This is a genomic window from Halovulum sp. GXIMD14794 (assembly GCF_054457455.1).
In genome coordinates this window covers 551,865-578,021 of sequence record NZ_JBTLNF010000003.1, presented here as the reverse complement: position 1 = coordinate 578,021, position 26,157 = coordinate 551,865, and the positions used below count along the sequence as shown (strand labels likewise).

The window sequence follows — 26,157 nt, the reverse complement described above, 5'->3', positions numbered from 1 at the left end:
ACACTAGAGGCCGCCAGCGTCGCGATGCGCGCCAGACTGTATGCAGTCAAACGGTCGACAATCTAAAGGATTTCGCCCATACGGAGCCCGAATTTGATAGATTCGGATACGGGGCCCGGCAGCCAAGCGTCATCGAACGCTCGGCACGGTCGCTCCGCCTTGAAGCGGACTTGAGGGAGGAACCTTCGTATGGATGAAACTACCGCGTTTTCCGGGGAAGAACCGATGAGCGACATGGCCCCGATCGAGAACGTGCCGCTGCGGGTGATGGTGGCGAACCGACTGCGGGACGCGATCGTCAGCGGCCGGCTCCGCCCCGGCGTCGCATTGGTCGAGACGACGCTCGCGCAGCAGATGAACGTCTCGCGCGCGCCGATCCGCGAGGCCATCCAGATCCTGGAAAACGACGGTCTGGTCGAGACAATCGCTTACAAGCGCAAGCGCGTGAAGCCGCTGACGCCCCGCGAAGTCGAGGAAATCTACAGCCTTCGTGAGGCGCTCGAGGTCATGGCGGTGCGCCGCATCGTTCAGAAGGGCGCGGACGTCGCGACCCTGCGGACCGTCTGCGACCAGATGCAGAAAGCAGCAGCGGCGGACGACACCGAAGGGCTCGTCTCCGCTGACGAGGCTTTCCACCGCACGCTGATCCAGCTGTCGGACCACCAGCTGCTGCTCGATACCTGGGCGAACCTCTACCTCCGGATCCACCAGATCATGTCGCTGCGCGGCAACGAGAAGCGCGAGTTGACCGCGATCGCCGCCAACCACCCGCCGATCGTCGACGCACTAGACGCCCGGGACGAGAAGACGGCCGTCAAGCTGATCTCGGCCCACACCCGCAACATCGAAGACCTCAATCCGGAGCTTATCGCAGCTTCCGGCTAGAGTTCGGCCCGTTTCGCGCAGCAGACGGGCCGGTCAACCTCCCGACCACCAGAACAAGAAACGGTCGGGATTGAACACCAACAGGTGAAAGGAAGACTGAATGCCTGCCATGAAACGTCTGCTTGCCGCGGGAAGCGCGAGCCTGCTGATGACCGGCGCCGCCTTGGCGCAGGTCGACGACGATACCATCGTCGTAGGGCTGAGCGCGGACATCACCACGCTCGATCCGGCGCAAATCTCCTCGCGCGACAACTCGAACGTCGCCCGCCACATGTTCGGCACGCTGATGTCGATCGATGCCGAGGGCGTCGAGCAGCCCGACCTCGCTGAGTCGCGAGAAGTGACCGAGGACGGCCTGGGCTACATCTACACGCTGAAGGAAGGCCTGACCTGCCACGACGGCGAGGCGCTGACCGCCGAGGACGCCGCGTATTCCTTCAATCGCGCGGCCGATCCCGAGAACGGCTTCACCGGCAACACCCCCGGCTTCGTGTTCTCGTCGATCAAATTCGAAAGCGCCGAGGCGCTTGACGGAAGCCGCGTCCAGCTCAATCTCGGCGCTCCAAACCCGATTGCATTTGGCCTGATCGCCGAGGTCTTCATCCACTGTAAGGACAGCTACGAGGCGATGAGCCTCGACGACGCGGCCAGCAAGCCCATCGGCTCGGGCCCCTACAAGCTCGCGGATTGGACACCCGGCTCGGCCATCGAGCTGACACGCGTCGACGAGGACATGGCCTTCGAGACGATCCGCTGGCGCATCATCCCCGAAGCCTCGACCCGTGCGGCGGAACTGATGTCGGGCAATGTCGATATCATCACCAACGTGGCCCCGGACCAGCTGGACGCGATCAACGCACGTGACGGCGCCGAGGTGGTTCCGATCCAGGGCACCCGCCGCATGTACGTCGGCTTCAACCTCTCCGAGGAAATGGCCAAAGAGCCCGGTGGCGACGCCATTCAGGACCCGATGGTCCGCCGCGCTCTGCAGTACGCCGTCGACGTGCCGACGATCTGCAAGCAGCTGCTCAACTTCGAGTGCGAGCGGATGACCGGCATCGTGAACCCGCCCAACGCGAACCAGAGCCTGACCCCCTACCCCTACGACCCCGACAAGGCCGAGGCGATGCTGGACGAGGCCGGCTGGCCGCGCGGCGATGACGGCAACCGCTTCAGCATCCGCTTCCAGGCGGGTCCGGGCCGTTACCTGAACGACGCCAGCGTCATCCAGGCCATCGCCCAGTACCTTGGCGACGTGGGGCTGGATGTCGAGTTGGACCTGATGGAATGGTCCTCGGTCTACATCCCGCGCATCCGCGAGCGCAATGCAGGCCCGCTCTACTTCATCGGTTCAGGTGGCGCGCTGTGGAGCCCGCTCTACGACATGGCCGACCTCTCGGCGGTCGACGCCGGCACCAACTACACCCACTGGGACGACCCGCGCTGGTTCGACCGCTGGGATGATATCAACGCCGCCGAGACCGACGAAGAGCGCCGCGTCATCATCGACGAGATGCTTCAGGTCTTCTACGACGACGGCCCCTGGCTGCACCTCTACTTCCAGCCGGACTTCTACGGCGTCAGCGACCGCATCGACTGGCAGCCCCGTCCGGACGAAAAGGTGTACCTCTTCAACGCCGGTCTGAAGTAAGAAACCGGGTTTCCCCCAGAGAGCGTCGGGCCAACTGGCCCGGCGCTTTTTCTTTGTTTCCGATCCGGACGACCGACCTAGACCGCCGCCAGAAGCTTGTCGGCTGCCCGGTCGACATCCTCAAGCGATAGATGAGGCCCGAGGGGCAACCCCATCAGGCGCGCGCACGAGCGTTCCGCCACCGGAAACCTGCCGCAGCCATAGCCGAGGTCCGCGTACACCGGCTGCAGGTGCATCGGCGGTGCATAGGGCGTGTTCGTCGCAACCCCGTGCTCAGCAAGTCTCTTGCGGGCCCCATCCCGGTCATCGAGTTCGACCACGTAGTTCCGCCACGCATGGCGCACGTCGCCATGCTCTCCGGGTAGGTCGATGCCGGAACCCTTCAGCCGGGCATCGTACCGGCGCGCCTGCGCACACCGCGTTTCCAGCCAGCCATCCAGATCCGGTAGGCGCGCGCGGAGGATGGCGGCCTGCACCTCGTCCATGCGCTCGTTCAGCCCGTCGGTTTCGTGGTGCAGCCCGTCTGCGGCGCCGACAATGCCGCCCATGTGCCGGTCGCGCGCTTGGCCGTAAGCCGACAGCTTTCTCAGCCGCTCGGCGAGGTCGGGGCTTTCCGTGGTGCACGCCCCCGCCGAGCCATAGGCCCCCAGGTGCTTGGTGGGGGCGAAGCTGAAGCAGGTGATGTCCGCAAAGGTCCCGATCCTGCGCCCGCCGATCTCGGCGCCCAGCGCAAGGCAGGCATCCTCGACGATGACCAATCCGTGGCGATCCGCCAGCGCGCGTAGCGCCGGAAGGTCTGCGGGATGCCCGTACATGTCGGCGGGCAGAATTGCCCGGGTCCGGGGCGTGATCGCCGCCTCGACCTGGGCGACATCGATATTCCGGGTCAGCGGGTCGATGTCGACCCACACCACCTCGGCCCCGACGAACCGTATCGCCGACGAGCCGGCGATATCGGTGTTGGTCACCGTGATTACCTCGTCCCCCGGCCCGACGCCCAGCGCCAGCAAGGCGGCCTTGAGCGCGGCGGAGCCGGACCCGACAGCCACGGCGTGCGAGGCGCCCAGCCAGGAGGCCAACTCCGCCTCGAAGGCCGGGACCTCGTCGCCCCAATCCAGCCGGCCCGAGGTCAGGACACGCGCGATGGCCGCATCGATCTGCGGCCTTGCTGCGGCATAGAGCGCGGCGTGATCGTAAAGCGGGACCGGCGCGTCGCTCATGCCCGGTCCTGCGGCAGGTAGGCGACGACCTCGACTTCGATTCTGACCTCGGGCGAGCCGAGACCGGCGATGACGATCCCAGTATGGGGCGGGCGGTGGTCGCCGAAGAAGGCGAGGCGCGGTTCGGTCACCGCATCGCGGTCCGCCCGGTCGACCATGATCGCGTTGATTTTTACGACATGCTCGGGCCCGGCCCCGAAATGCGCGAGGATCCGGCCGATGTTCTTGTAGACCTGCTCGGCCTGGGCGCGGGCGTCACCGATTCCCACCCAGTTCCCGTGCTCGTCCCTGGCGACCTGCCCCGCGACATAGATGAAGTCGCCGCAGCGTGCACCGTGCTCGTAGGTCGGCGCGGGGGAGACATCGCTGGGGCTTGCAAGCGTAATTCCCGTCTTCGGATCAGGTTGGCTCATCGAAGAAATATCCTTGTCTGGTTGGACTTGGGGCGCGTTCCGACCAACCGGCCCGCGCCGTTCTGCACCGCTCGCGATCCGTCAATCCCGCCGCCGGTAAGGGGTTGCGGCTCGGGACGCACAAGCAGCGCGGATTCATTATTGCGATATTTGTCGACAATGCTACAGTCGACCTATCAAAAGTCGAGAGTATGCTTCGGGAGACCCGCCATGAGGTTCGAGGGAAAGACCGCGATCGTCACCGGCGGCGCGCACGGCATGGGCAAGGCGACCGCTCTGGCCTTCCTGCGCGAGGGTGCGAATGTCGTCGTTGGCGACGTGGACGAAGCCGCCGGAGAAGCGCTGTCGCGCGAAGCCGGGGACAAGCTTCACTTCCAGCGCTGCGACATGGCCTCGGAGGCAGACGTCGAGGCGCTCGTCGGGTCCGCCGTCACCCGCTTCGGCCGCCTCGACGCAATGTTCAACAATGCCGGTATCGAACAGCCGGTCACGCCCTCTCACGAACTGACGGAAGAACTGTTCGAGCGGGTGATCTCGATCAACCTCAAGGGTGTGTTTTTCGGCTGCAAACACGCGATCCGCGCCATGCTCGAAACCGGCGGCGGGGCGATCGTCAACAACTCCTCGGTCAGCGCCTTCGCGAACGTGGGCGGCAACCTGTCCTACGCGTCCTCCAAGGGCGGGATCATGTCGATGACCCGCGTTCTGGCGATCGAGTACGCGGACCGGAACATTCGGGTGAACGCGATAAATCCGGGCGTGATCGACACCGGCATGAACCGCCGCAACCTGGAACTCGCCGCCGACCCGGCGGCAGTCGAGGCGAAATGGCGCGCCATCACGCCCATAGGCCGCATGGGCACCGGCGAGGAGATCGCCGAAACCGTAATGTTCCTGTGCTCCCCCGGCGCAGGGTTCATCACCGGCGTCGGCCTTTTGGTCGATGGCGGCAGGGTCGCGACATGAGCGGCAGGCTCGCGGGCAAGGTCACGGTCATCACCGGCGCCGCTCGCGGACTGGGGCGGGCCGCTGCGCTCGCGTTCGCGAAAGAGGGCGCGCAGGTCCACGCGCTGGACATTCTCGGCGACGAAGTTGCCGAAATTGCGAGGCCCAACATCCTCGCCCGCCGCATGGACCTGACGGATCAGACCGACGTCGTGCGCACCTTCGCGGACATAGAGGGGACCGCCGGCCAGATCGACGTGCTGGTCAACAACGCCGGCATCATCTTCTTCAAACCGATCGAACATACCTCGACCGAGGATTGGGACCGGCTGCAGGCCGTGAACCTGCGCGGTCCTTTCCTGTGCACCCGCGCCGTCGCCGCGGGCATGAAACGCAGGCGGTCCGGAGCGATCATCAACGTCTCCAGCCGCGCCGGAAAACACGGTGGCGACGACGAAAGCGCCTATTGCGCGTCGAAATTCGGCATTGAGGGCTTCAGCCGCGCCTTGGCCATCGAGTTCGGCAAGTACAACGTTTCGGTCAACACGCTCACCCCCGGCCATCCGGTCCACACCGCGATGAGCGAGATCACCTATGACGCGGAAACCCGGAAGATCTGGAAGGAACCCGAAGAGTTCGCCCCGGCGTTCGTCCATCTCGCCTGCCAGGACGCAAGCGGGATCCATGACCAATACGTCAGCGCGTGGGAACTGAGCGAGCGCCTGCGAACGGAGGGCGCGGCATGATCCTCTTTCGCGTCGGCAAGCTGATCGACGGCACCGGCGCCCCGCCGCTGGAAGGCGCCGCACTTCTGATCGACGGCGACCGGATCCTCGCGGTCGGGCGGCAGGCCGATATCGCCGCACCCGAAGGCGCAAAGATCGTCGAGGCCCCGGACAGCACGCTCATCCCCGGCCTGATCGACGTGCACGTGCACCTCGCCTACAGCGGCCACCCCGATCTGCGGCAGTTCCGGGCCGAACTGGTCGATCTGAACTACGCGTCCGTGGCGCTGCGGGCCGCGCACTATGCCCGGCAGACCCTGCGCAGCGGCTTTACCGCCGTCCGCGACATGCACGCGCCGGGCGGAACGATCATCGACCTGCGCGACGCGGTGAACGCAGGCCACGTCGAAGGCCCGAGGATCATGGCCTGCGGCATGGGCCTGACCGTCACTGGCGGACACATGGATCAGGGCGGGTTCGCGGATCATGTCAGCTTCCGCGACTTCACGGCACCCTGCGACGGCCCGGACGGGTTTCGTAAAGGCGTGCGGACACAGATGCGGCGGGGCGCGGACTTCATCAAGGTGAACCCCTGCGTCGGCTCGCGAAAGGATCCCGACCGCAAGCCCTACCGGTACGAGATGACCCCGGCCGAGATGCGGGCGGCCTGCGAGGAAGCGCACGAGATGGGCTTCCATGTCGGCGCGCATACCTCGGGCGGCCCGCCGCTGCGCGCCGCCGTCGAAGCCGGCTGCGACACCATCGAACACGGGCACTGGATCGACGACGAGACACTGGATCTGATGGCCGAGCGCGGCACCTTCCTGGTGCCCACCCTGCTCGTCAACAAGACCTCCTCCGCATATACCGCGAACGACCCGAACGCCTCGTGGGGCGCAAAGCGGTGGGGAGAGAATTCGCTCGACGCGATGTGGGAACGGTTGAGCCGCGCCCGCGCGCGCGGCGTCCGGATCGGCTCGGGCTCGGACGCGGGTTTCCTGCTGGAACATGGCCCGAGCAGCCTGGGCGAGATGGAATGTCTTGTCGAAGGCGGCTTCAGCCCGGTCGAGGCGATCTCGGCCGCGACCGCGACCAACGCAGACATCATGGAACTGGAGGCCGGGCGGCTTCTGCCCGGCAAACTCGCCGACCTCGTGCTGGTGGCGGGCGATCCTTCGCGGGATCTCTCGGTGCTTCGCGACAATGACAAAAAGACCGTCTTCCTGGGAGGCAAGCAGATCGAGTGAACGACCCGTCCCAGCCTTCCGGAAAAGAGATGGCGGGACACCTCTGGACTGACCCAACACGGAGAAGAAAATGAAGAACTTGCTATCGGGAGCCGCGATGACGGCAGCCCTACTCGCGTTCTCATCCGCCTCGCTCGCCCAGGACCTGACCGTCACATGGGCCGACGACAGCACATCGGATGTCGGGTACGACCCGCGCGTCACCCAGTCGCGCCACGAAGAACAGGTGATCGTGCAGATCTTCGATCAGCTGATTGCGGCTGACGCGGAAGGCACGCTCCACCCCGGACTCGCGACCGAATGGACCGTCTCGGATGACAACAAGTCGGTGACCCTGAAGCTGCGCGAGGGCGTCACCTTCCACGACGGCACGCCCTTCGACGCCGAGGCCGTCAAGTTCACCTTCGACACCATCGTCGACCCCGCGACCGGCTCGCAGGGCGCGGTCGACTTGCTTGGCCCCTACGCCGGCTCCGAAGTCCTCGGCCCCTACGAGATCCGGATCGACTACGAACGCCCCTTCCCCGGCGCCGTCGCCAGCTACAGCGAGAACGAGCTGTCCCCGGTCAGCCCGGCCGCGGTCGAAGCGCTTGGCAACACCGGGTTCGCTCAGGCGCCGGTCGGCACGGGGCCGTTCAAGTTCGAATCCTGGGAAAAGGGCAGCGAGGTCGTGCTTGTTCGCAACGACGACTACGCCTGGGCGCCCGAATTCTACGACAACGAAGGCCCCAGCCAGGTCTCGAAGATCGTTCACAAGTTCATCAACAATGCCGGAACCCGCGTCGCCGCGCTTGAGACCGGAGAAGTGGACGTCAGCGATCTGACCCCGCCTCTGGACATCCGTCGGCTGTCGGACTCGGGCAAGTTCGAGACCGTGGTCGGCGTCGCATCCGGCGTGCCGTTCTCGATCATGCTGAACACGTCGCGCGGCCCGCTTCAGGACATCAAGGTGCGGCAGGCCCTGTTCCACGCGATCGACCGCCCGCGCCTTGCCGAGAACCTTTTCTTCGGTCTGGCCAAGCCGGCCTTCGGCCCGATCTCGTCCGCGACACCCGCCTACTGGCCGGGGGTCGAGGACTATTACCCCTACGATCCCGAGAAGGCTGCGGCGCTGCTTGAGGAAGCAGGCTGGACCATGGGCGCGGACGGCATCCGCGAGAAGGACGGCGAGAAGCTCAGCATCCACTACGCCTCGCTTCTGGAGCCGGACACCGCCGTCGCGCTTCAGGCCAAGGCCAAGGAGGTCGGCATCGATCTGGCCGTCGAGATCGTCACCAAGGCCAAGCAGGACGAGTTGATCCTCGCGAACGAGTACCACATGGGCGAGATCCGCTGGGTCTTCAACTCGCCCTCGGTCCTGGTCATCCCGTTCAGCTCGACCAACATCCCCGAGCCCGGCAAGTTCAAGTTCAACTGGATGCGTTGGAACGAGCCGAAGCTGGACGAGACGCTCCAGATGGCGGCGATGGCGACCTCGGCCGACGAGGTGACGCAACTCTATGCCGATGCGCAGAAGATGATCATGGACTATGCGGCTTTCATGCCGATCCACGATCAAGTGCAGACGGTGGCCTACAGCAGTGCCATCGAGGGGCTGCGGTTCGCGCCGGGCAACTGGCAGGTCCGTCTCTACGACGTCCGGCCCGCCGAGTGACGGATCGTATCTGAACCCGGGAGCGACCGGCCCTGCCCGGTCGTTCCAGCACTTCCGCGGGGCAGCCATGCAATATGCATTTCGCCGGATCATCGGGATCATCCCGGTATTGTTCTTCACCTGGACCGTGGTCTTCCTGGTCCTGCAATGGATACCGGGTGATCCGGTCAACCTGATGCTCGCCGGCGTACCCGCCTCGGAAGAGGTGCGCGAACGCGAGCGGGAACGGCTTGGCCTCGATAAGCCGATCGCCGAGCGCTACGTCGACTTCCTCGGCCGCGCCGTCACCGGCGATCTGGGTGAAAGCTTCCGCTCGCGCGAGCCGGTGACGAAGATGATCGCAGAGCAGGCGCCGGCCACGCTGGAACTCGCCGCCGGCGGTCTGATCGTAGGCCTGTCGATGGGGCTCATCCTCGGCATGATCGCCGGGCTGAAACCGAATACCTGGATCGACACCGCCTGCATGGTCGTCGCACTTGCCGGGATCTCACTCCCGAGTTTCTGGATCGGCATGGTGCTGATCTACCTGTTCGGCATGACGCTCGGCTGGGTGCCGATCGTGGGCGACGGGCTGCCTGCGCTGATCCTGCCGTCGATCTCGGTTGGCCTTTACATAGCGGGCGGGCTTGCCCGGCTGGTCAGGGCCTCGATGATCGAGGCGATGAACCAGGACTACATTCGCACGGCACGGGCGAAGGGCCTGTCGCGCGGCAGGATCGCCTTCAAGCACGCGCTTCGGAACGCGCTGATCCCGCCGGTCACGTTGCTGGGCATCCAGATCGCCGTCCTGATCGGCGGCGCGGTGGTGACCGAGAACGTCTTTGCCCGACCGGGCCTCGGGACGATGCTGGTCGACGCCGTTCTGACCAAAGACCTGCCGCTGGTGCAGGCGCTCGTCGTCTATACCACCGCCGTCTACGTGATCGTGAACCTGATCGTCGATCTTCTATACGGAGTGATCGACCCCCGTGTGCAGGCCCGCAGAACATGACCGACATCCCCCTCGCCCCCGCCGAACGCAATGCGCGCCACGTGCGTGCGCTGAGCTTCCTGCGCGAGTTCGTCCGCCATCCCGGCGCAGCCATCGGCATTCTGGTCCTGCTGGTCCTGACGCTGACCTCGATTTGCGCGCCGTGGATCGCCCCGTTCGACCCTGCGAAGATGGATGTCGGTGCAAGGCTCGGCGCGCCGAACGCCGAGAACCTCTTCGGCACCGACTTGTTTGCGCGGGACATCTTCTCGCGGATCGTCTGGGGCGGGCGTTATTCGCTGACCATCGGCATCGCCACGGTCCTGTTCGCGCTGATCATCGGCAGCGCGCTGGGCATCATCCTTGGCTACAGCGGCGGCCGGATCGACGCTATCGGCAGCCGGGCGGTGGACGTGATGCTCGGCTTTCCGTCCGTCGTTCTGGCGATCATGGTGGTCGTGGTTCTGGGCGTCGGGCTGGTCAACGTCGTCCTTGCCGTCGGCATCGCGCAGGTTCCGCGCTTCGCCCGGGTCGCCCGCGGCGCGGTGCTGTCGGTGAAAGAGCAGCTTTTCATCGACTCGGCCCGTGCCATCGGCGCGGATCATTGGCGCATCATGTGGCAGCACCTCCTGCCCAACGTGGCCCCGACCCTAATCGTGCTGGGCACGCTGAACCTGGGCGAGGCGATCCTGTCGACCGCGACGCTGTCCTTCCTGGGCCTCGGGGCACAGCCGCCCACGCCGGAATGGGGCGCGATGCTGAACAGCGGCCGCGAGTACATGCGCTACGCCCCATGGATGATGATCTTTCCCGGACTCGCGCTGTTCCTGGCGGTGATGTCCGTGAACCTGATCGGGGACCGGCTGAGCTACCTCCTCGACCCGAAATCCCGCGTACGCAAGGTGACCGGATCATGAAGATGCAGTCTCGAACCGCCATGGAGTCCACCCAGGACGCCGAAGTGCTGCTGTCGGTCCGCAACCTTTCGGTAGCGTTCGGCGGAACCGAGGTCGTGCAGGACGTGAGCTTCGACCTCCAGGCCGGTAAGACGCTCGCCATCGTCGGCGAGAGCGGCTCAGGCAAATCGGTGACCTCGCTTGCGGTGATGCGGCTGACGGACTCGGCGAATGGCACGATCACCTCGGGGCAGATGCTTCTCAACCGGCAGAACGGGCAGACGGTCGACCTGGCACAGGCGAGTGATGCGGACCTGCGCCAGATCCGCGGCCGCGAAATATCCATGATATTTCAGGAGCCGATGACCTCGCTGAACCCGGTCTTTCCGATCGGCGACCAGATCTGCGAAACCCTGATCCTGCACGAAGGGCTGTCGCGCAGGGCGGCCCGCGATCGCGCGGTGAAGCTTTTGAAACGGGTGCGGATGCCCGACGCCGAACGGCTTCTGGACGCCTATCCGCACCAGTTGTCGGGCGGGATGCGGCAGCGGGTGATGATCGCGATGGCGCTTGCGTGCGAGCCGCGCATCCTGATCGCGGACGAGCCCACGACCGCGCTCGATGTCACCATTCAGGCGCAGATCCTGGACCTGATACAGGAACTGCAGCAGGAGACCGGCACATCCGTCATCTTCATCACCCACGACATGGGCGTGGTGGCCGAGATGGCGGACGATGTCGTGGTGATGTGGAAGGGACAGACCGTCGAGGCCGCCCCGGTACGCGACCTGTTCGCCGCCCCGACGCATTCCTATACCCGGGCGTTGCTGTCGGCGGTGCCGCGCCTTGGGAGCATGGCGGACCAACCCCTGCCGCAGAGGACGCCCCTTCTGGTCATCGGAAACGACGGCATCCGGCAAAGCGGCGAGAGCCAGGTTCAGGACACCGTCGACCCGTCCGCCACCCTGCTGGAGGCGCACAACCTCTCGGTCCGGTTCGATGCCCGGCGCGGTTTCTTCGGGCAAGTGACGCACCGCGTCCACGCGGTCGAGGACGTGAGCTTTCATATCCATCCGGGGGAAACCCTGGCGTTGGTCGGCGAATCCGGCAGCGGAAAGACTACGATTGGCCGCACGTTGCAGCAGCTTACCGAACCGACCGAGGGCAGCATCCGGTTTCGCTCGACCAATACCGCCGAAATGACGATGGCGCGGCGGCGCGGCCTGAAGCAGAAGATCCAGTATGTCTTTCAGGACCCGTTCGCCTCGCTCGATCCGCGGCGTACCGTCGGCTACTCGATCTCAGAGCCGATGGTGGTCCATGGCCTCGTCAGCGGTCGAGGCGCACTGAAGACCCGCACCAGCGAATTGCTCGAGCAGGTCGGCCTGACCCCCGAGATGGCCGGCCGCTACCCGCACGAGTTCTCGGGCGGCCAGCGCCAGCGGATCTGCATCGCACGGGCATTGGCCAGCGATCCCGACCTGCTGATCGCCGACGAAAGCGTGTCGGCGCTGGATGTGTCGGTGCAGGCCCAGATCATCGATCTGCTGATGGAGATCCAGCTTCGGCGCGGCCTGTCCTACCTGTTCATCAGCCACGACATGGCCGTGGTCGAAAAGATCAGTCACCGCGTCGCCGTCATGTACCTTGGTCAGATCGTCGAGATCGGCCCCCGGCAATCCGTCTTTCAGAACCCTGCCCATCCCTACACGCGCAAACTGCTGGCGGCCGTGCCCGTCGCCGACCCGACCCATCCGCGCGATCGCACGCGTATAGAGGGCGAGATCCCGAGCCCGGTTCATCCGGTGGGATGGCTCCCGACAAAGACCGCGATGAAGGAAATCTCGCCGGGACACTGGGCCGCAGAAACCGGTTGAGCAGCCAATTGCACCGCGCCGAAGGCTCGGCGCGAGAAGGGCTTTGAGGAACCGTCTACCGTCTAGAGGTCCACATCCTCGCCCGCGCGCCAGCACGCGGCGTGATGCCCCCTGCCCACCGGATCAAGCGCGGGCGTTTCCACAGCGCAGCGGTCGATCGCGATGGGGCAGCGGGTATGGAAACGGCATCCGGCAGGCGGATTGGCCGGGCTGGGAATGTCGCCGCGCAGGACGATCCGGCGGCGAAGGCGCTCGGCCCTTGGGTCCGGAACCGGGATCGCGGACAACAGCGCCCGCGTGTAGGCATGGCGCGGATTCGAGAACAGCTCGGCCTTGGGTGCGACCTCGACCACCTTGCCAAGATACATGACCGCGACCTTGTGAGAGATGTGTTTGAGCGCCCCCAGGTCGTGAGCGATGAACAGATAGGTCAGACCAAGCTGCTTCTGCAGGTTTTCGAGAAGCTTGACGATCTGCGCCTGGATCGAGACATCCAGGGCCGATACTGCCTCGTCGCACACGATCAGGTCCGGCTCGCACGCCAGCGCACGGGCGATGCCGACCCGCTGCTTCTGCCCGCCGGAGAACTCGTGCGGATACCGGTGCGCCGCGCTTTCATCCAGACCGACCATCTTAAGCAGATCCAGCACGCGCGCGTCGATGGCCGCCCGCCCCTTGCGCAGTCCGTGCAGGCGGACGGGTTCCGCAAGTGTAGCGGCAACCGTCATCCGCGGGTTCAGACTGGCGGCCGGGTCCTGGAAAATCAGCTGGATGCGCCGCCCAAAAGGCCTGTCCCCGCCCTCCCCCGAAAGCAGGATTTCCCCGCCGGAGGGCTGCACGAGGCCGACGATGGCGCGCCCGAGCGTGGACTTGCCGCAGCCGCTTTCACCGACAAGGCCGAGTGTCTCTCCCCGAGGTATGTCCAGGTCCACCCCGTCGACCGCCTTGATCACGCCGCGATGGCCCGAGAAAAGTCCCCTGGCAATTGGAAAGTGCACCCTCAGGTCACGCAGCCGAACCAGGGCATTTGCATCCACTGCCGATGCGGTATCATCGAAACTCACAGCGCGACCTCCTGTTCTTCGACAAGAATGCACGCTGCCCGATGCCCTGCCCCGCACGGCGCAAGCGGCGGGACACCCGCATGGCAGGCGTCCCGGACGTGATCGCAGCGCGGCGCAAAACTGCAGCCAGAGGGAATGCGCATCACATCCGGCGGACTGCCTCTGATCGGATCAAGCGGCGCATCCTCGACAAGATCCACGCGCGGCACCGACCGCAGCAGCGCCTCGGTGTAGGGCATGCCCGGAGCATCGAACACCGACTCGGCGGGGCCCGTCTCGACAACGCGCCCGGCGTACATGACCTGTACCCGGTCCGCGACGCGAGCGACGACGCCCAGGTCATGAGTCACCAGCATGATCGCCATGCCGATTTCTTCCTGTAGCTCGCTGAGCAGGTCGAGGATCTGCGCCTGGATCGTGACGTCGAGCGCCGTAGTGGGCTCATCCGCGATCAACAGGCGCGGCTTGCAGGCGATTGCCATTGCTATCATCACACGCTGACGCATGCCACCCGAGAACTGGTGCGGATAGCTGGACATGCGCGCCTCCGGCGACGGGATGCCAACCATGCGAAGCGTCTCGACCGCATGGCCGCGCGCCTCCGAGCGCCCCATCCCGAGATGCAACTCGCCGATCTCGGAGAGTTGCCGGCCGACCGTCAGGACCGGGTTGAGCGACGTCATCGGGTCCTGAAACACCATCGCCACATCCCGCCCCCGCATGCGCCGCTGCTCGTCCACCGACATGGTCAACAGATCCCGCCCACCGAACCGCAAGGCGGTCGCCGACAGCTTGGCGGTCTTTTTCGGCAGCAGCCCCATGATCGCGAGGGCGGTCACGGACTTCCCTGAACCGCTCTCGCCCACGACGGCCAGCGTCTCACCGGGCTGCATCGACAGCGACACGCCGCGCAGGGCATGTGCCATGCCCCGGTCGGTGCGGAAGGAAACATGCAGGTCAGAAACATCCAGCAGGGGTTGGGCCATTGTCACATCCGCATCTTTGGGTCGAGCGCGCTGCGCAGACCGTCACCGACCAGGTTGCATGCGATCACCACGCTGAGAATTGCGACGCCGGGAAAGGTCGAGATCCACCAGGCGCGCTGCAACATCTGCCGCCCCTCGGCGGACATAAGCCCCCATTCCGGCGTGGGAGGCTGCGCCCCCAGACCCAGGAACGACAGTCCTGCCCCGATCAGGATCGCGCTGCCGACCTGCAGGGTCGCCAGCACCACGATCGGTGCGTTGGCGTTGATGAGGATGTGGCGCGCCATCGTTCTCAGATGGCTGTTCCCGACCAGACGCGCCGCTTCGACATAGGGCTGCGACTTGATCGCGAGCACCGATCCACGGACCAGTCGCGCATAATCCGGCAGGGTCGCGATCCCAACGGCGATCATCATGTTCTGGATAGACGGGCCGAGCGAGGCAATGACGATCAGCGCCAGCAGGATCGACGGAAAGGCCAGCAGCGCGTCGACGAAGCGCGAGATGATCGTATCGACCCATCCCCCGAAGTACCCGGCGAGCAGTCCAAGGATCACTCCGGGAATGCCGCCCAGCGCCACCGCGATCAGGCCGAGCGAGATCGAGATCCGCGAGCCGTAGATGACCCGGCTGAGCACGTCACGGCCCAACATGTCGGTCCCAAGCCAATGATCCCAGGAAGGGGCCTGCCGGGCCCGGCTGACCAGCTCGGCCGGATCATAGGGGGCCACGAGCGGCGCAAAGATCGCGATCAGGATCCAGGCGAGCAGGATACATGACCCGATGACCGCGCCGGGATGGCTCAGGAGCCGCGCCGCAGCGCCGCTATGCCGGGAGGGGGCCTGCACCGTCTCCTCGGGGAGTTCGGTCGTTACACTCATCCCCGTGCTCCGAATCGAATGCGCGGATCAAGCCAGGCATAAGCAATGTCGACCAGCAGATTGACCAGCAGATAGACCACCGCGAGGAACAGGATCGTGCCCTGTACCAGCGGGTAATCCTTGGACAGGATCGCATTCACGATCAGCCGGCCCAGCCCCGGGCGGCTGAACACGGTCTCGGTCACCACGGTCCCGGCAAGAAGCGCGCCGAACTGCAGCCCGATCATCGTCAGCACCGGGATCATCGCGTTCTTGAGCCCGTGCCGCAGGATCACCAGCCGCGTGGGCAGCCCCTTGGCATGTGCCGTGCGCATGTAGTCCTCGGTCGCCACCTCCAGCATGCTCGACCGGATCAGACGCGCCAGCACCCCGGCGGACAAAAGGCCCAAGGTTACCGCCGGCAACACCAGCGAGCGCAGGCCGGTCCCACCGGCGGACGGGAACCAGTGAAGGGTGAACGAGAAGACGAGGACCAGCAGAAGGCCCAGCCAGTAGACCGGCATGGACGAGCCCACATAGGACAGCGTCATGCAGAGCGTGTCGATCCAGCCGCCCTTCCGCGCGGCGGCGACCATGCCCAGCGGCAGACCGATCGCAATCGCGACCAGCAGGCCCGCCACCGCAAGCTCCAGCGTGCTTCCGAAGCGGTCCCCGATCAACTCGGTCACCGGCTTCTGAAACCGGACCGAACTGCCAAGATCGCCCTGTAGCGCATTGGTCAGGAAGTTCAGGTACTGGACAGGCAACGGGTCGTTCAGCCCCATTTGGGCCCGCAGTTCCTGCAAGCGTTCGGGCGAAATCGCGCCGCCCTCGGCCCCGGCCAGCATCAGCAAGGCGGGGTCACCCGGCAGCAGGTGCATCACCGCGAAGACGAAAAGCGAGACCAGAAGCAGCACGGGCACCAGCTGAAGCAGCCTGTTCGTGACATAGCGGCCCATCAGGCGCGCACCGTCCAGCAGCGGTCAGACAAACCGGTCATGACGTTCTCGATCCTGTACAAGTATGGAAGCCGCCGGGCGGCGGTGGTCGTACCGCCGCCCGACGTGCCCTTCGACCTAGTCTTCGATCGAAGCGTTGTGCAGGAAGAACCAGTTGCCTTCGGCCCCCATCTGGAAACCCTTCACCGACTGATCCAGACCGACCGTGATCGGCTGGCTCAGGGTCGGCAGCATCAGGGCGTTTTCCATGATGATCTTCTGCGCCTCGCGGGCAACCTCGCACCGCGCGTCGGCATCCGCGATCGCACGGAGCTGTTCCAGCAGGGCATCGAGTTCCGGGTCGGCATAGCCGGTCCACGCCCAGCCACCCGGCTGATCCCACTTGGAGTTCCAGACCTGGTCCAGGATCAGCGGGCTCGGTGACCTCTGCCGCTCGTAGATCAGCTCGAAGTCGCGGTTGGTGACCATCTCCAGCTGGACCGGCCCGGGCACGACCTGGACCTCGAGGCCGATTCCGACCTCCTTGAACTGGGCCTGCACGACCTCGCCGATCTCCTGGTGGTGAAGCACCGACCAGCGCAGGGTCAGCGGCGTTCCGTCCTCGACACCTTCCACGCCCTTGGCGACGCGCATGCCCGATCCGTCGTCGACCCAACCGGCCTCGTCCAGCAGAGCGGCGGCCTTGGCGGTGTCATGCGGATAGAGGCTCGAGGCGCCTTCCCAGAAGCAGGGATGGATGTTGTTCAGCGGGCCGTCCGACGCCTGGTACAGGCCATCGTAGAGCAGGTCGTTGATCGCCGGGGAATCCTTCGCGTGCTGCAGGGCCTGGCGCACTCGGATGTCGTTCAGCGGAGGGTTGCGGACGTTCATCACCATTTGCAGCCCGGTGCCCGCCTGCCCCTTGCTCATCAGCTGGTAGGCATCGTTGCCGACATACTGGTCCGAGAACAGCGGCGGCAGGTCGTAGACCATGGTCGCCTCGCCGGTGGCAAGCATCTGTCCCAGCACTGCGGCCTCGCCGATGAAGCGGATCCTGACGCTGTCCAGGCCGACCGGACCCGGCGCCTCCATCATTGCGTTCCAGCCGCCGTAATCCTCCCACTTCTCAAGCAGGATGTAATCGTTCTGCGCCCATTCGACGAACTTGAACGGGCCGGTGCCGATCAGGATCGCGTCCATGTCGCCAGGCTCGGCCGTCTCGAGCGCCTTCGGCGACCACAGCGGCGCGCGCCGCACGGCATCAAGCAGCGTGATCCAGGGTTCGTCATACTTCACGACAAGCTCGGTCGGGCTCACCACCTCCATCGAGGCGATCGGCCCGATGTCGCTGGCCAATTGCGCGGACCCGGTTTCGGGCGCCAGGACCCGCTCGAAGTTCGCCTTGACGGCAGCGGCATCGAAGGGTGTTCCATCGTGGAAGGTGACCCCTTCGCGAAGCGTGAAAGTCCAGGTCTTTCCGTCGTCATCGACGGCCCAGTCCGTGGCCAGCCCGGGGATGTACTGCCCGTCCGGCGCCATCACCACCAGCGGATCGGTGATCAGCGAGTCTACCAGCCAGGTCGACTGGTAGGGGTCGATCTGTCCATCGAAGGTCGCGGGTTCGTTGTTGGACGGCATCGCGATCACCAGATCACCCGCTGCTGTCGCGACGCCGGCAGACGTCAGCAAGGCGATCCCGGCCACGCAGCCCTTGAGGGCCGCAAGTCGTTTTCCGGTCATGGTCAGTCCTCTCTGTGGAGAGTTGCAAATCGGGCCGGAGCCCCCTGTTGGAGCCGCTTCTTTGAGCGGCATACCAAAATCCTTGCACGATAATTGTCGACAGTCAACAGGTCGACATAATCCGGTGGACGATATTCGATCTACAATCTAGAACGCGGCCAGCAGTCGGATTGGCTTCCGATTTTCTGAACCCGTGCCCAAACCTGACACCGAGACCCCTCAGCCCACGGGGCGAGATTCGAGCCGAGGTTCTTGACGGGAGGCAGGGCGTGGAACGACCGAAGAAAGCGGCACACGATAGGGCGATACGCGCGAGGTGTATGCCACATGGGCGGTGTCGGCCGCGACCGAAGCAGGGGCCGCCACGGCTGAACTGACATTGTCCCGATATCTCGTCTCTGAAGCACCGCAAAACCTAGCCGGCAGACCCACGCGCCAGGCCCGGTTCGCCGAGCCCGGTTTGCCGCTGAGTTCAGGCGCGTTCAGGAAGACCGGAACAACCGACATCCGCTGTTGAAGCCAGTGCTGCCGGCGCTTCGAGCTTCCTCCCCCTTGTCCGTCTTCACCGGGGAGAGGCGCTTTTGGCCGCTCTTGTCGAGGATGGGTGCTCGTGATCCTCGGTCAGTCTCCACACAGCACGCTCCGAAAGGGCAATGGGCACCCCGTTTCGGCTATCTCACCTGCGGGACCGTACGAGAATCCGTCGGCGGAAACGCCGGCATCAGATGGCGCGATCCGCTGCGCGAACCGCTTGTCGGCAGTGCCGCCATCGCAAGGCGGACAATCGAGATGCTCCCCTTCAAGCACTGCTACACTGCGGCGACGCTCAATTTCGCAGCCACGGGTATCCCGGTGAAAGAGTCCAACGCGGGACAGGGTCCGCACCGCGACCGGGTCGGGCGCATTCCGCGCCGGGCTCCACAGGCACCGCTATGCTGGCCCGGATCCTGTGCCCGATGCTCAGACCATTCTGCAAACCCCAGAGATGCCGCTGCCATTGCGACATCCGCGCGCCTAGCCCAAACTAGGTCGCACCCCGATCGACCTCGACACCGGAACTCCCGTTCCCCTGGAGGAAGGCGCAGAGGGGGAGCTTGTCTATACGCACCTCAGGCACCGGGCGGCCCCGCTCCTACGCTTTCGATCGCGTGACCGAGTGCGTGTATCCGTTGGTGCCTGTCCTTGCGGCAGGACAACGCCACGGGTTCGCTGCATCGGAAGAACCGACGACCTGCTGATTGTCCGGGGTGTGAACGTCTTTCCGTCCGCGGTGCGGGATGTCATCGGCAAGATGGGTGAAAGCCTGAGCGGGGCGATCTCAATACGCCCAAAGGCGAAGGGCGTGAAGCAGGCGCCACCCCTGCCGGTGGTCATTGAGTTGGCGCGTGACGCGGAACCTGACCCTGTGTTGGGAACCCGCATTCGCCAGCGATTACGCGAAGACCTGATCGTGACAACGGAAATCGAGCTTGTACCCTTCGGAACCTTGCCGCGCTCCGACTACAAATCGAAGCTGGTCGACTGGTCCGGGGCCAGTTGAACAAAGACTTCGTGAGAAGGACGAAGCTCTACTCGAATGAAACCGAAGGGGAGAGACCGAAGGTGTGCATCGCATCAAGATGAACCGGGTGCATCATCAGACCTCGATAACGGTGCCTAGACTTACCATATTGTAGCTATGCGGAGCGCCCAAGCAGCATGTATCATTTGCCTGTTGTTGGCGGGCGTCAGCGGTGCTGAGGAACGCCCACAGGGGCTGTTGTGGAACCGCTCCGGCCTCGCGGCGACACTCCCCTTGCAGGTCAAGACACAGCCGGGGGCCGATTACCTGCTTCAAATTCAACCCGTCGATACAGAGCAGCCGGTTCTGGCAGCCTATGTCCGTGGCGGCGAGTTCTTTCGGGTGCTTGTGCCACCGGGGCAATACCACGTGATGTTCGCTTCAGGTACCGACTGGCAAGGGGAAGAAGCGCTCTTTGGTCCCGCAACGGAGACCTTCGTGCTGGATCCCCCGCTGAGCTTCCGTGCAAGTGTAAGCCGAAGGGAGGGACATCTCATCGATCTGCGGATCCCGACGGACATCGCAGTACAGGATATCGCCATCTGTCAGCGGCTCGCGCTGGACCTGGACAGTTTGCCCCCCATTCCCGAGCCGATCCTCGAGCCAAGTCTGCCAAGGGAAGCGCCGGATTTGCGGGCACGCGAGTATCCCACTCTGCACTATGATCTTCACTCGCGGAGCTGCTACTGAAATCGCTCCCGAGGACCTCAAGAGCCTCACTAACGGTAGAAGCTGGTCAGATACGGCCACGCTGGCCTAGTCTTCCTGAGTAACGGGGAGATCTGGATGGAGAGGCTGAAGGCCAAGGTATTAGAACTCTATACGGGCCAGTCGACTGCCGCGCGGAGGCTGCGCTACGGGCTGATCCTGTTCGATCTTGCCACCGTCGTCTACTTCATTGCCACGGTGCCACTACCTGCGGCGCCTCTGCTGCGGGCCGTGAATTTCATACTCGCGCTACTGATCGCCATCGATTTCGTCTGTCGATTCTGGATCTCTGACAATCGCAGGCACCACCTTTCGCAGATCTATGTTCTGGCCGACCTGGTGGTCTTGCTGTCGCTGGTCCTGGACCCTTTGCTGCACGTCGACCTCACGTTCCTCAGAATCCTTCGTGCAGTTCGCTTGGGTCAATCCGAATATCTCCTGCAGGATCTGAGGCGCGACTGGCGGTTCTTCAGGGAGCACGAGGATGCCCTTGTGGCGGCGCTCAACCTGCTTGTCTTCGTCTTCTTCACCACCTCGGTCGTCTTCCTGTTCTTTGCGGGCACAGGAGGCGGCGCGGGTGCCTATGTGGACTCGCTCTATTACACCGTGACGACCCTGACCACGACAGGCTACGGCGACCTCACGCCTCAGACTCCTTTGGCCAAGCTGGGAGCGGTCGCGATCATGGTCGTCGGCGTCTCGTTGTTCCTGCGTCTTGCCGGGACGGTCTTCAAGCCGTCTCGGGTGCACCATCCCTGCCCGCGCTGCGGCTTGACGCGGCATGATCCGGACGCCGTGCATTGCAAGCACTGCGGTGAAATACTGGCCATCGAAACGCAAGGAGCGGACTGAAGCGCGCTGGCTGCTCGCAGGTCAACGCGGCCGCCAAACCGCCAGGCTAGGCGCCACGACTTGAGCGTCCGGCCCAGGCCCGCAGGTCCGCCACCGCTTTCAGGGTCGTCGCGATTACAAGTGCACAGAGCAGCGTCTTCGACATGGTCTCCATCGTGCCCTCGATCAGCATGGCGTGGACCACGCTGCCCAGCACCGTGACGACCACGAGGGCGGTGTGCCCACGCCTCCAAAGGCGCAGGTGCGCGCGCATGCGGTGGCGGAAAAGCGCGAGAAGCGCCGCCGCAAAGGCAGCCCACATGGCGATCACGCCCCAGGCGGCGAACGGCGTCGGAGAGACGAACAGCAATGCGTCGATCACGTCCGGCGGGCTCGTGATCCAGAGCGCGAGGACATGGACGGCCACCGCGATCACCAGAAAGCTCCCCGTCCATCGATGGATGCGTCGTCCACGGAATGTGGACAGCCAGGGCAGGTACCCGCCCGCCAGTAGCGGCTGCAAGAGCATCAGGGCCATGGCGACGATCCCGGCGAAGCCCCCCGCGATGTAGATCGGAGCCCGCCATTCCAGCAACGGACTGGTTGCCGCCTCCACGATAGGCACGGCAATCGCCAGCAATAGCGCCAACCACGCGAGCGCCGAGCGGACCCCGCTCATCCGTACAACGTCTCCGGTCAGGCCGGTTGCAGAACGAAGTGCGCCTCGAGGCTGGTATCGCTTGAACTGCCCATAACGGGACGAAGGAAGACGGTTTCGAACTCCCCGCTGTCATAGGCGAGATGGCCATGGGGCTGACCAAACGCAGGGACGATCTGTGGCATCTCCAGCCGGTACACCCCGTTCGCATCTGTGAGCGTCGCGCCGTGGCTTCGCTGATCCCGCTCGTGTCCTTCGGTCGTGTGCGCCCAGATCTGGATCCGCTGGTTTGCAAGCGGGGCACCGTCACCGGCACGCCTCACGGTTCCGCGCATCCAGAAACCGCCGCCGCCGATCTGGTCCACGATCGGGGCGCCGGGACGGTAATTGTTCGAGCCGCCTCGCATCGAGCGCGTCGGCTCGAGACCTTTCGCCTGGGCCGGAGCGAGGGGGACGGAGGCGATGCTCGCCATGGTGGCGGCACCGACTGAGAGCAGAGTGCGACGGGTGAACAGAACTTTGGGCATGTAGCGTTCTCCTATCGATCGAGCAGCGTTCCAACTGGTCCGGCACGGTAGGCCGTTAGATCCGAGGATAGCATGCCCTCATGAGATTCCGAGTTGGGAGCGGTCGAGAAGGCGACACCACGCGTCACGACTTGGTGATCGTGCGCAGGGTGTACGTCTTCTCCACACGGCGGGGGAGGCGGGAATGGGCCTGTTTTGGCGACAGAACCGAACCGTAGGCAGGTAGACAGGCCCACGGCAGCCCCGCCTGCCGGCTAGATCGGGTAGTGCAGCGGTTCATCCTGTATCGTGATCCAGCGCAGTTCGGTGAATTCGGCAATCCCCCAGGTTCCGCCGAACCTGCCGAAGCCCGAGGCCTTCACGCCCCCGAAAGGCATTTGCGCCTCGTCGTGGACGGTCGGGCCGTTGATATGGCAGATGCCGCTCTCGATCCGCTTCGCCACGGACATCGCCCGCATGACATCCTGGCCGAAGACCGCTGATGACAGGCCGAACTGGCTTTCGTTGGCGACCCGGACAGCTTCGTCGATAGAGGCGGTGCGGATGATCGCCGCGACCGGGCCGAAACTCTCTTCGGTGTAGAGGCGCATGTCCGGCGTGACGTTGTCGAGCGCGGCGGCGTTCAGGATCGTCCCGTCTCCGCCGCCGGCAATCAGGGTCGCGCCCTTGTCGATCGCGTCTTGAATAAGGCCCCGCACGCGATCGGCGGCCGCTTCGTTGACCAGAGATCCAAGCGGAGAAGTACCTTCTCGCGGGTCGCCCGCGGTCAGGTTCGCGACCTTTGTCGCGAACGCTTCGGCGAACCGGTCTCCGGCATCGCCGACGCAGATGATCCGTTCGGTCGACATGCAGATCTGGCCCTGGTTCATATAGGCTCCGAAGCCCGCGGCCGCGACGGCTGCATCGATATCCGCATCCTCGAGGACGATCAGGGGCGCCTTGCCGCCAAGCTCCAGCAGCGCCGGTTTGAGATGGCGCCCCGCGAGCTCTCCTATGACGCGTCCGACGCGGGTCGAGCCGGTGAAGTTCACCCGGCGCACGGCAGGATGCGCGATCAGGGCCTCGACCACCTTCGGGGCGTCGTCGGGATGGTTAGAGATGGCATTCAGGACTCCCTCCGGGAAGCCGGCTTCGGCGACTGCCTCGATGATGAGGGCGTGGACCCGGGGGCAGAGTTCCGAGGTCTTCATCACCACGGTGTTGCCGCAGGCCAGCGGCGCGGCGATGGACCGGACACCGAGGATGACAGGCGCATTCCAGGGCGCCATCGCCAGCACGACGCCTGCCGGTTGCCGGATCGCCATCGCAGTGCTGCCGGGGCGGTTGGATGGGATGACCTCGCCCTTGATCTGCGTCGTCAGCGAGGCGGCCTCCAGCAGCATGTCTGCGGCGAGCATGACGTTGAAACGGGCCCAGCCTTCGGTTGCGCCTATTTCATCCTTCATCGCATTCACGATGTCATCGCCCCGCGCCTTGAGGTTTTCCGCCGCCGCCAGCAGCTTTGCGCGTCGCTCGCCGGGCCCGGTTTCGGACCATGCGGGGAACGCGCGAGCTGCCGCGTCGACCGCTCGCGTCGCATCTTCCACACTGGCCGCGGCCGCCTCGGTCACGGTCTCTCCTGTGACCGGATTGGATCCGGGCGAGTGCAGCGAAGACTTCCTGCGAGACGATGGGGGCCAGGCCAAGCGAAGGCTCATCGAGCAGTAGCAAGTCGGGGCCGGACATAAGGGCGCGCCCGACGGCGACCATCTGCTGTTCGCCGCCCGACATGGTGCCGGCAATCTGCTTGCGGCGCTCTTCGAACTTCGGGAACAAGGCAAAGACCTCCTCCCTGCTGGCCGACGCTCGATCCCTCGCGCGCGCCGGGTGCGCGCCCAGGGCCAGATTTTCCTCGACGCTGAGACCGGGAAATATCCCGCGCCCCTCTGGCACCAGAGCGATCCCTTCGTCGACCAGGGCGTGCTGCGGCAGGGCGAGGATATCCCGTCCCTGGTACAGGATCGCTCCGGACGTCGGCCGAATGCGCCCGCCAATGGCACCGAGCAGCGACGACTTTCCGGCACCGTTCGCGCCAAGGATCGCCACCATTTCGCCCGCAGCGACGTTCAGCGAGACACCGTCCAGGGCGACGTGTTTCCCGTAGGTGACGGTAAGCCCGTCGATCTCAAGCATCGGCCGCCTCCCCGAGATAGGCCGCTATGACCTGCGGGTCGCTCAGAGCCGCGCTGGTGGCCTCGTCCGCGATCACCCGGCCCGAGTTCATCACCACGACCCGCGGACACAGTTTCCGGACCGCCTCCATGATGTGCTCGACCAGGAGAATGCTGATCCCACTGTCGATGAGGGAGTTGATCAGCGCGATGCCCTCGACCAACTCAGTCGGGTTCAGGCCCGCCAGCCATTCGTCAAGCAACAGCACTGCAGGTTCCGCAGCCAGCGCGCGCGCAAGCTCCAGCCGCTTCTGATCGATGTAGGTCAGATCGCCCGCGGTCATGTCGGCGCGGCCATCGAGGCCGACGCGCTCGAGGGCGCCGCTCGCGACCCGGCGCGCGGCGTCACCCCAATGGGACCTCGCACCAAAGACGGCCGGTATCATCACGTTCTCTGTCAGGGTCAGCGACGGCAGGATCCTCACAAGCTGAAATGTGCGCGCGATCCCGGCGCGGGAGATCTGGTCCGCGCGCTTGCCGGTCAATGTGGTACCGCCCAACGCGACACGGCCCGAGGTCGGAGGCAGGGCGCCCGAAATCAGGTTTATCAGTGTCGTCTTGCCGGAGCCGTTCGGTCCCAGCAGGCCGACGATTTCGCCGGGCGCCAGTTCGAACGAAACCTGGTCCACGGCCGTGAGGCCCCCGAAGCGCTTGGTCGCGTTCTCGATCTTCAACGTCGTCATGGCGCCCCCCCGATCTTGCGGGTGCAGAGCTTCTCGAGGCCTGCGAGAACGCCATCGGGAAGCGCGAAAACGACCCCGATGAAGAGCAGACCAAGAAAGATCGGATACGTGTCGGGAAAGTTGGTCGACAGCCATTCGAATGCGAGGAACAGCGGCACAGCGCCAAGGGCGGGTCCCCACAGCCGGTTTGCCCCACCCAGCAGCGCCATGATCACCGTCAGGAAGCTGACAGTCGGGTTGAAGACAATCGATGGCTCGACGTAGACCCAGCGCGGGCTCGCAATGGCACCGGCAAGCGTCAGAATGGTCGCTGACAAGACAAAGATCGTCAGCTTGGTCCGGGCGAGCGGAATGCCGGAATGCGCGGCGACAACCTCGTCATCACCGATGACGCGCAATGCCAGTCCAAGGCGGGAGCGATAGATCCAGGCGGTCATGGAAATTGTCGCCGCCGCAAGCGCCAGCATCTGCCAGTATATGGCGCGCGCCGTGATTTCGAGGAAGATATAGCGGCCAAGCGTGCCGGTTACGTTCACCTCATACCAAGTGATGAGTTGCCGAACGAGTTCGGCCAGGCCGAAGGTGAAAATCACGAAGTAGACACCGGCCAGACGAAGCGTCGACAGGCCGATGAGCAGCGCCATTGCAGCACCGATGAGCCCCGCGGCACCGAGGACTAAGACGTAGGGCATCGTCTCGTTCAGCACGGCGACCACGTAGGCGCCTGTCCCGTAGAAAGCGACGGTGGCGAGAGAGATGTATCGTGTATGGCCGGAGAACAGTGCCCAGGCGCTGGCCAGTGTAACGTAGGTCACCGCGCCGATCAGCAGTCCCAGCATATAGTCCGACACGGCGAAGGGCGCGAAGGCGAACAGGGCAAGAGCCGCGAGTGGGAGTATCAGCCTCAT

General features: G+C 64.9%; 24 protein-coding genes and 1 pseudogene. 12 read left to right on the top strand and 13 right to left on the bottom strand.

The genetic code is table 11. The features are described 5' to 3' along the window. Positions 1-225: 225 nt before the first annotated feature. Positions 226-885, top strand: coding sequence for a GntR family transcriptional regulator (locus ACW9UR_RS05035; protein WP_458915825.1), 660 nt, complete (start codon positions 226-228; stop codon positions 883-885). A 100-nt stretch (positions 886-985) separates the two neighbouring features. Further along, positions 986-2,536 (top strand): ABC transporter substrate-binding protein, encoded by a 1,551-nt coding sequence (locus ACW9UR_RS05030; protein WP_458915824.1) that lies wholly within the window; start codon positions 986-988, stop codon positions 2,534-2,536. 77 nt (positions 2,537-2,613) lie between these two features. Here the strand turns inward: ACW9UR_RS05030 and ACW9UR_RS05025 are convergent, their stop codons facing one another. Further along, positions 2,614-3,756: a DegT/DnrJ/EryC1/StrS family aminotransferase gene (locus ACW9UR_RS05025; RefSeq protein ID WP_458915823.1), complete on the bottom strand. Its 1,143-nt coding sequence runs from the start codon at positions 3,754-3,756 to the stop codon at positions 2,614-2,616. Then, a complete protein-coding gene (locus ACW9UR_RS05020; protein WP_458915822.1) occupies positions 3,753-4,169 on the bottom strand; it encodes a RidA family protein in 417 nt (138 codons plus the stop codon). The genes ACW9UR_RS05025 and ACW9UR_RS05020 overlap by 4 nt, the downstream gene beginning before the upstream one ends. Positions 4,170-4,379: 210 nt before the next feature. Between ACW9UR_RS05020 and ACW9UR_RS05015 the strand changes: the two genes are divergently transcribed. From ACW9UR_RS05015 to ACW9UR_RS04985, 7 genes are all read left to right on the top strand, one after another. Beyond that, positions 4,380-5,135, top strand: coding sequence for an SDR family NAD(P)-dependent oxidoreductase (locus ACW9UR_RS05015; protein WP_458915821.1), 756 nt, complete (start codon positions 4,380-4,382; stop codon positions 5,133-5,135). Continuing rightward, entirely contained in the window at positions 5,132-5,860 is a 729-nt protein-coding gene (locus ACW9UR_RS05010) for an SDR family NAD(P)-dependent oxidoreductase (RefSeq protein ID WP_458915820.1), read from the top strand. Before ACW9UR_RS05015 ends, ACW9UR_RS05010 begins: the two co-directional genes overlap by 4 nt. Then, positions 5,857-7,086: an amidohydrolase family protein gene (locus ACW9UR_RS05005; protein ID WP_458915819.1), complete on the top strand. Its 1,230-nt coding sequence runs from the start codon at positions 5,857-5,859 to the stop codon at positions 7,084-7,086. Before ACW9UR_RS05010 ends, ACW9UR_RS05005 begins: the two co-directional genes overlap by 4 nt. 70 nt (positions 7,087-7,156) lie before the next feature. Further along, positions 7,157-8,740 carry an ABC transporter substrate-binding protein gene (locus ACW9UR_RS05000; protein WP_458915818.1) on the top strand — a complete coding sequence of 528 codons (1,584 nt, stop codon included), beginning with the start codon at positions 7,157-7,159 and terminating at the stop codon, positions 8,738-8,740. A gap of 67 nt (positions 8,741-8,807) precedes the next feature. Continuing rightward, on the top strand, positions 8,808-9,731 hold the full coding sequence (locus ACW9UR_RS04995) for an ABC transporter permease (RefSeq protein WP_458915817.1): 924 nt from the start codon (positions 8,808-8,810) through the stop codon (positions 9,729-9,731). Beyond that, a complete protein-coding gene (locus tag ACW9UR_RS04990) occupies positions 9,728-10,627 on the top strand; it encodes an ABC transporter permease (RefSeq protein WP_458915815.1) in 900 nt (299 codons plus the stop codon). The genes ACW9UR_RS04995 and ACW9UR_RS04990 overlap by 4 nt, the downstream gene beginning before the upstream one ends. Further along, positions 10,624-12,483 carry an ABC transporter ATP-binding protein gene (locus ACW9UR_RS04985; protein WP_458915814.1) on the top strand — a complete coding sequence of 620 codons (1,860 nt, stop codon included), beginning with the start codon at positions 10,624-10,626 and terminating at the stop codon, positions 12,481-12,483. The genes ACW9UR_RS04990 and ACW9UR_RS04985 overlap by 4 nt, the downstream gene beginning before the upstream one ends. A gap of 62 nt (positions 12,484-12,545) precedes the next feature. Here the strand turns inward: ACW9UR_RS04985 and ACW9UR_RS04980 are convergent, their stop codons facing one another. From ACW9UR_RS04980 to ACW9UR_RS04960, 5 genes are all read right to left on the bottom strand, one after another. Beyond that, positions 12,546-13,547, bottom strand: coding sequence for an ABC transporter ATP-binding protein (locus ACW9UR_RS04980; RefSeq protein ID WP_458915813.1), 1,002 nt, complete (start codon positions 13,545-13,547; stop codon positions 12,546-12,548). Beyond that, positions 13,544-14,533: an ABC transporter ATP-binding protein gene (locus ACW9UR_RS04975; protein WP_458915812.1), complete on the bottom strand. Its 990-nt coding sequence runs from the start codon at positions 14,531-14,533 to the stop codon at positions 13,544-13,546. Before ACW9UR_RS04975 ends, ACW9UR_RS04980 begins: the two co-directional genes overlap by 4 nt. A 2-nt stretch (positions 14,534-14,535) precedes the next feature. Then, a complete protein-coding gene (locus ACW9UR_RS04970) occupies positions 14,536-15,414 on the bottom strand; it encodes an ABC transporter permease (RefSeq protein ID WP_458915811.1) in 879 nt (292 codons plus the stop codon). Then, positions 15,411-16,352: a nickel ABC transporter permease gene (gene nikB, locus ACW9UR_RS04965; RefSeq protein WP_458915810.1), complete on the bottom strand. Its 942-nt coding sequence runs from the start codon at positions 16,350-16,352 to the stop codon at positions 15,411-15,413. The genes ACW9UR_RS04970 and nikB overlap by 4 nt, the downstream gene beginning before the upstream one ends. Positions 16,353-16,469: 117 nt before the next feature. Then, positions 16,470-18,071, bottom strand: a complete 1,602-nt coding sequence (locus tag ACW9UR_RS04960; protein ID WP_458915809.1) for an ABC transporter substrate-binding protein — start codon at positions 18,069-18,071, stop codon at positions 16,470-16,472. Positions 18,072-19,320: 1,249 nt separating this feature from the next. Between ACW9UR_RS04960 and ACW9UR_RS04955 the strand changes: the two genes are divergently transcribed. The 3 genes from ACW9UR_RS04955 to ACW9UR_RS04945 all read left to right on the top strand — a co-directional run bounded on the left by ACW9UR_RS04955 (position 19,321) and on the right by ACW9UR_RS04945 (position 21,192). After that, positions 19,321-19,611 carry a hypothetical protein gene (locus ACW9UR_RS04955; RefSeq protein WP_458915808.1) on the top strand — a complete coding sequence of 97 codons (291 nt, stop codon included), beginning with the start codon at positions 19,321-19,323 and terminating at the stop codon, positions 19,609-19,611. Positions 19,612-19,866: 255 nt separating this feature from the next. Further along, positions 19,867-20,322 carry a hypothetical protein gene (locus tag ACW9UR_RS04950; RefSeq protein ID WP_458915807.1) on the top strand — a complete coding sequence of 152 codons (456 nt, stop codon included), beginning with the start codon at positions 19,867-19,869 and terminating at the stop codon, positions 20,320-20,322. A 96-nt stretch (positions 20,323-20,418) separates the two neighbouring features. Continuing rightward, a complete protein-coding gene (locus tag ACW9UR_RS04945; RefSeq protein WP_458915806.1) occupies positions 20,419-21,192 on the top strand; it encodes an ion channel in 774 nt (257 codons plus the stop codon). A 46-nt stretch (positions 21,193-21,238) separates the two neighbouring features. On the opposite strand, the gene ACW9UR_RS04940 is transcribed toward ACW9UR_RS04945, so the two are convergent. The 6 genes and pseudogenes from ACW9UR_RS04940 to ACW9UR_RS04915 all read right to left on the bottom strand — a co-directional run bounded on the left by ACW9UR_RS04940 (position 21,239) and on the right by ACW9UR_RS04915 (position 26,157). After that, a complete protein-coding gene (locus ACW9UR_RS04940; protein WP_458915805.1) occupies positions 21,239-21,850 on the bottom strand; it encodes a ferric reductase-like transmembrane domain-containing protein in 612 nt (203 codons plus the stop codon). A gap of 17 nt (positions 21,851-21,867) precedes the next feature. Beyond that, positions 21,868-22,356 (bottom strand): twin-arginine translocation pathway signal, encoded by a 489-nt coding sequence (locus ACW9UR_RS04935; protein WP_458915804.1) that lies wholly within the window; start codon positions 22,354-22,356, stop codon positions 21,868-21,870. Between the two features lie 254 nt (positions 22,357-22,610). Continuing rightward, positions 22,611-23,930: pseudogene (locus ACW9UR_RS04930) on the bottom strand (aldehyde dehydrogenase); the annotation flags it as partial. Continuing rightward, a complete protein-coding gene (locus tag ACW9UR_RS04925; protein WP_458915803.1) occupies positions 23,815-24,528 on the bottom strand; it encodes an ABC transporter ATP-binding protein in 714 nt (237 codons plus the stop codon). The pseudogene ACW9UR_RS04930 and the gene ACW9UR_RS04925, both read right to left, overlap by 116 nt. After that, positions 24,521-25,249 (bottom strand): ABC transporter ATP-binding protein, encoded by a 729-nt coding sequence (locus tag ACW9UR_RS04920; protein ID WP_458915802.1) that lies wholly within the window; start codon positions 25,247-25,249, stop codon positions 24,521-24,523. Before ACW9UR_RS04920 ends, ACW9UR_RS04925 begins: the two co-directional genes overlap by 8 nt. Continuing rightward, positions 25,246-26,157, bottom strand: a complete 912-nt coding sequence (locus ACW9UR_RS04915) for a branched-chain amino acid ABC transporter permease (RefSeq protein WP_458915801.1) — start codon at positions 26,155-26,157, stop codon at positions 25,246-25,248. Before ACW9UR_RS04915 ends, ACW9UR_RS04920 begins: the two co-directional genes overlap by 4 nt.

Excerpts from the sequence above, each read along its gene's own strand:
- ACW9UR_RS05035 (WP_458915825.1), top strand. The coding sequence starts at position 226 with ATGAGCGACATGGCCCCGATCGAGAACGTGCCGCTGCGGGTGATGGTG.
- ACW9UR_RS05030 (WP_458915824.1), top strand. The coding sequence starts at position 986 with ATGCCTGCCATGAAACGTCTGCTTGCCGCGGGAAGCGCGAGCCTGCTG.
- ACW9UR_RS05025 (WP_458915823.1), bottom strand. The coding sequence starts at position 3,756 with ATGAGCGACGCGCCGGTCCCGCTTTACGATCACGCCGCGCTCTATGCC.
- ACW9UR_RS05020 (WP_458915822.1), bottom strand. The coding sequence starts at position 4,169 with ATGAGCCAACCTGATCCGAAGACGGGAATTACGCTTGCAAGCCCCAGC.
- ACW9UR_RS05015 (WP_458915821.1), top strand. The coding sequence starts at position 4,380 with ATGAGGTTCGAGGGAAAGACCGCGATCGTCACCGGCGGCGCGCACGGC.
- ACW9UR_RS05010 (WP_458915820.1), top strand. The coding sequence starts at position 5,132 with ATGAGCGGCAGGCTCGCGGGCAAGGTCACGGTCATCACCGGCGCCGCT.
- ACW9UR_RS05005 (WP_458915819.1), top strand. The coding sequence starts at position 5,857 with ATGATCCTCTTTCGCGTCGGCAAGCTGATCGACGGCACCGGCGCCCCG.
- ACW9UR_RS05000 (WP_458915818.1), top strand. The coding sequence starts at position 7,157 with ATGAAGAACTTGCTATCGGGAGCCGCGATGACGGCAGCCCTACTCGCG.
- ACW9UR_RS04995 (WP_458915817.1), top strand. The coding sequence starts at position 8,808 with ATGCAATATGCATTTCGCCGGATCATCGGGATCATCCCGGTATTGTTC.
- ACW9UR_RS04990 (WP_458915815.1), top strand. The coding sequence starts at position 9,728 with ATGACCGACATCCCCCTCGCCCCCGCCGAACGCAATGCGCGCCACGTG.
- ACW9UR_RS04985 (WP_458915814.1), top strand. The coding sequence starts at position 10,624 with ATGAAGATGCAGTCTCGAACCGCCATGGAGTCCACCCAGGACGCCGAA.
- ACW9UR_RS04975 (WP_458915812.1), bottom strand. The coding sequence starts at position 14,533 with ATGGCCCAACCCCTGCTGGATGTTTCTGACCTGCATGTTTCCTTCCGC.
- ACW9UR_RS04970 (WP_458915811.1), bottom strand. The coding sequence starts at position 15,414 with ATGAGTGTAACGACCGAACTCCCCGAGGAGACGGTGCAGGCCCCCTCC.
- nikB (WP_458915810.1), bottom strand. The coding sequence starts at position 16,352 with ATGGGCCGCTATGTCACGAACAGGCTGCTTCAGCTGGTGCCCGTGCTG.
- ACW9UR_RS04960 (WP_458915809.1), bottom strand. The coding sequence starts at position 18,071 with ATGACCGGAAAACGACTTGCGGCCCTCAAGGGCTGCGTGGCCGGGATC.
- ACW9UR_RS04945 (WP_458915806.1), top strand. The coding sequence starts at position 20,419 with ATGGAGAGGCTGAAGGCCAAGGTATTAGAACTCTATACGGGCCAGTCG.
- ACW9UR_RS04940 (WP_458915805.1), bottom strand. The coding sequence starts at position 21,850 with ATGAGCGGGGTCCGCTCGGCGCTCGCGTGGTTGGCGCTATTGCTGGCG.
- ACW9UR_RS04935 (WP_458915804.1), bottom strand. The coding sequence starts at position 22,356 with ATGCCCAAAGTTCTGTTCACCCGTCGCACTCTGCTCTCAGTCGGTGCC.
- ACW9UR_RS04925 (WP_458915803.1), bottom strand. The coding sequence starts at position 24,528 with ATGCTTGAGATCGACGGGCTTACCGTCACCTACGGGAAACACGTCGCC.
- ACW9UR_RS04920 (WP_458915802.1), bottom strand. The coding sequence starts at position 25,249 with ATGACGACGTTGAAGATCGAGAACGCGACCAAGCGCTTCGGGGGCCTC.
- ACW9UR_RS04915 (WP_458915801.1), bottom strand. The coding sequence starts at position 26,157 with ATGAGGCTGATACTCCCACTCGCGGCTCTTGCCCTGTTCGCCTTCGCG.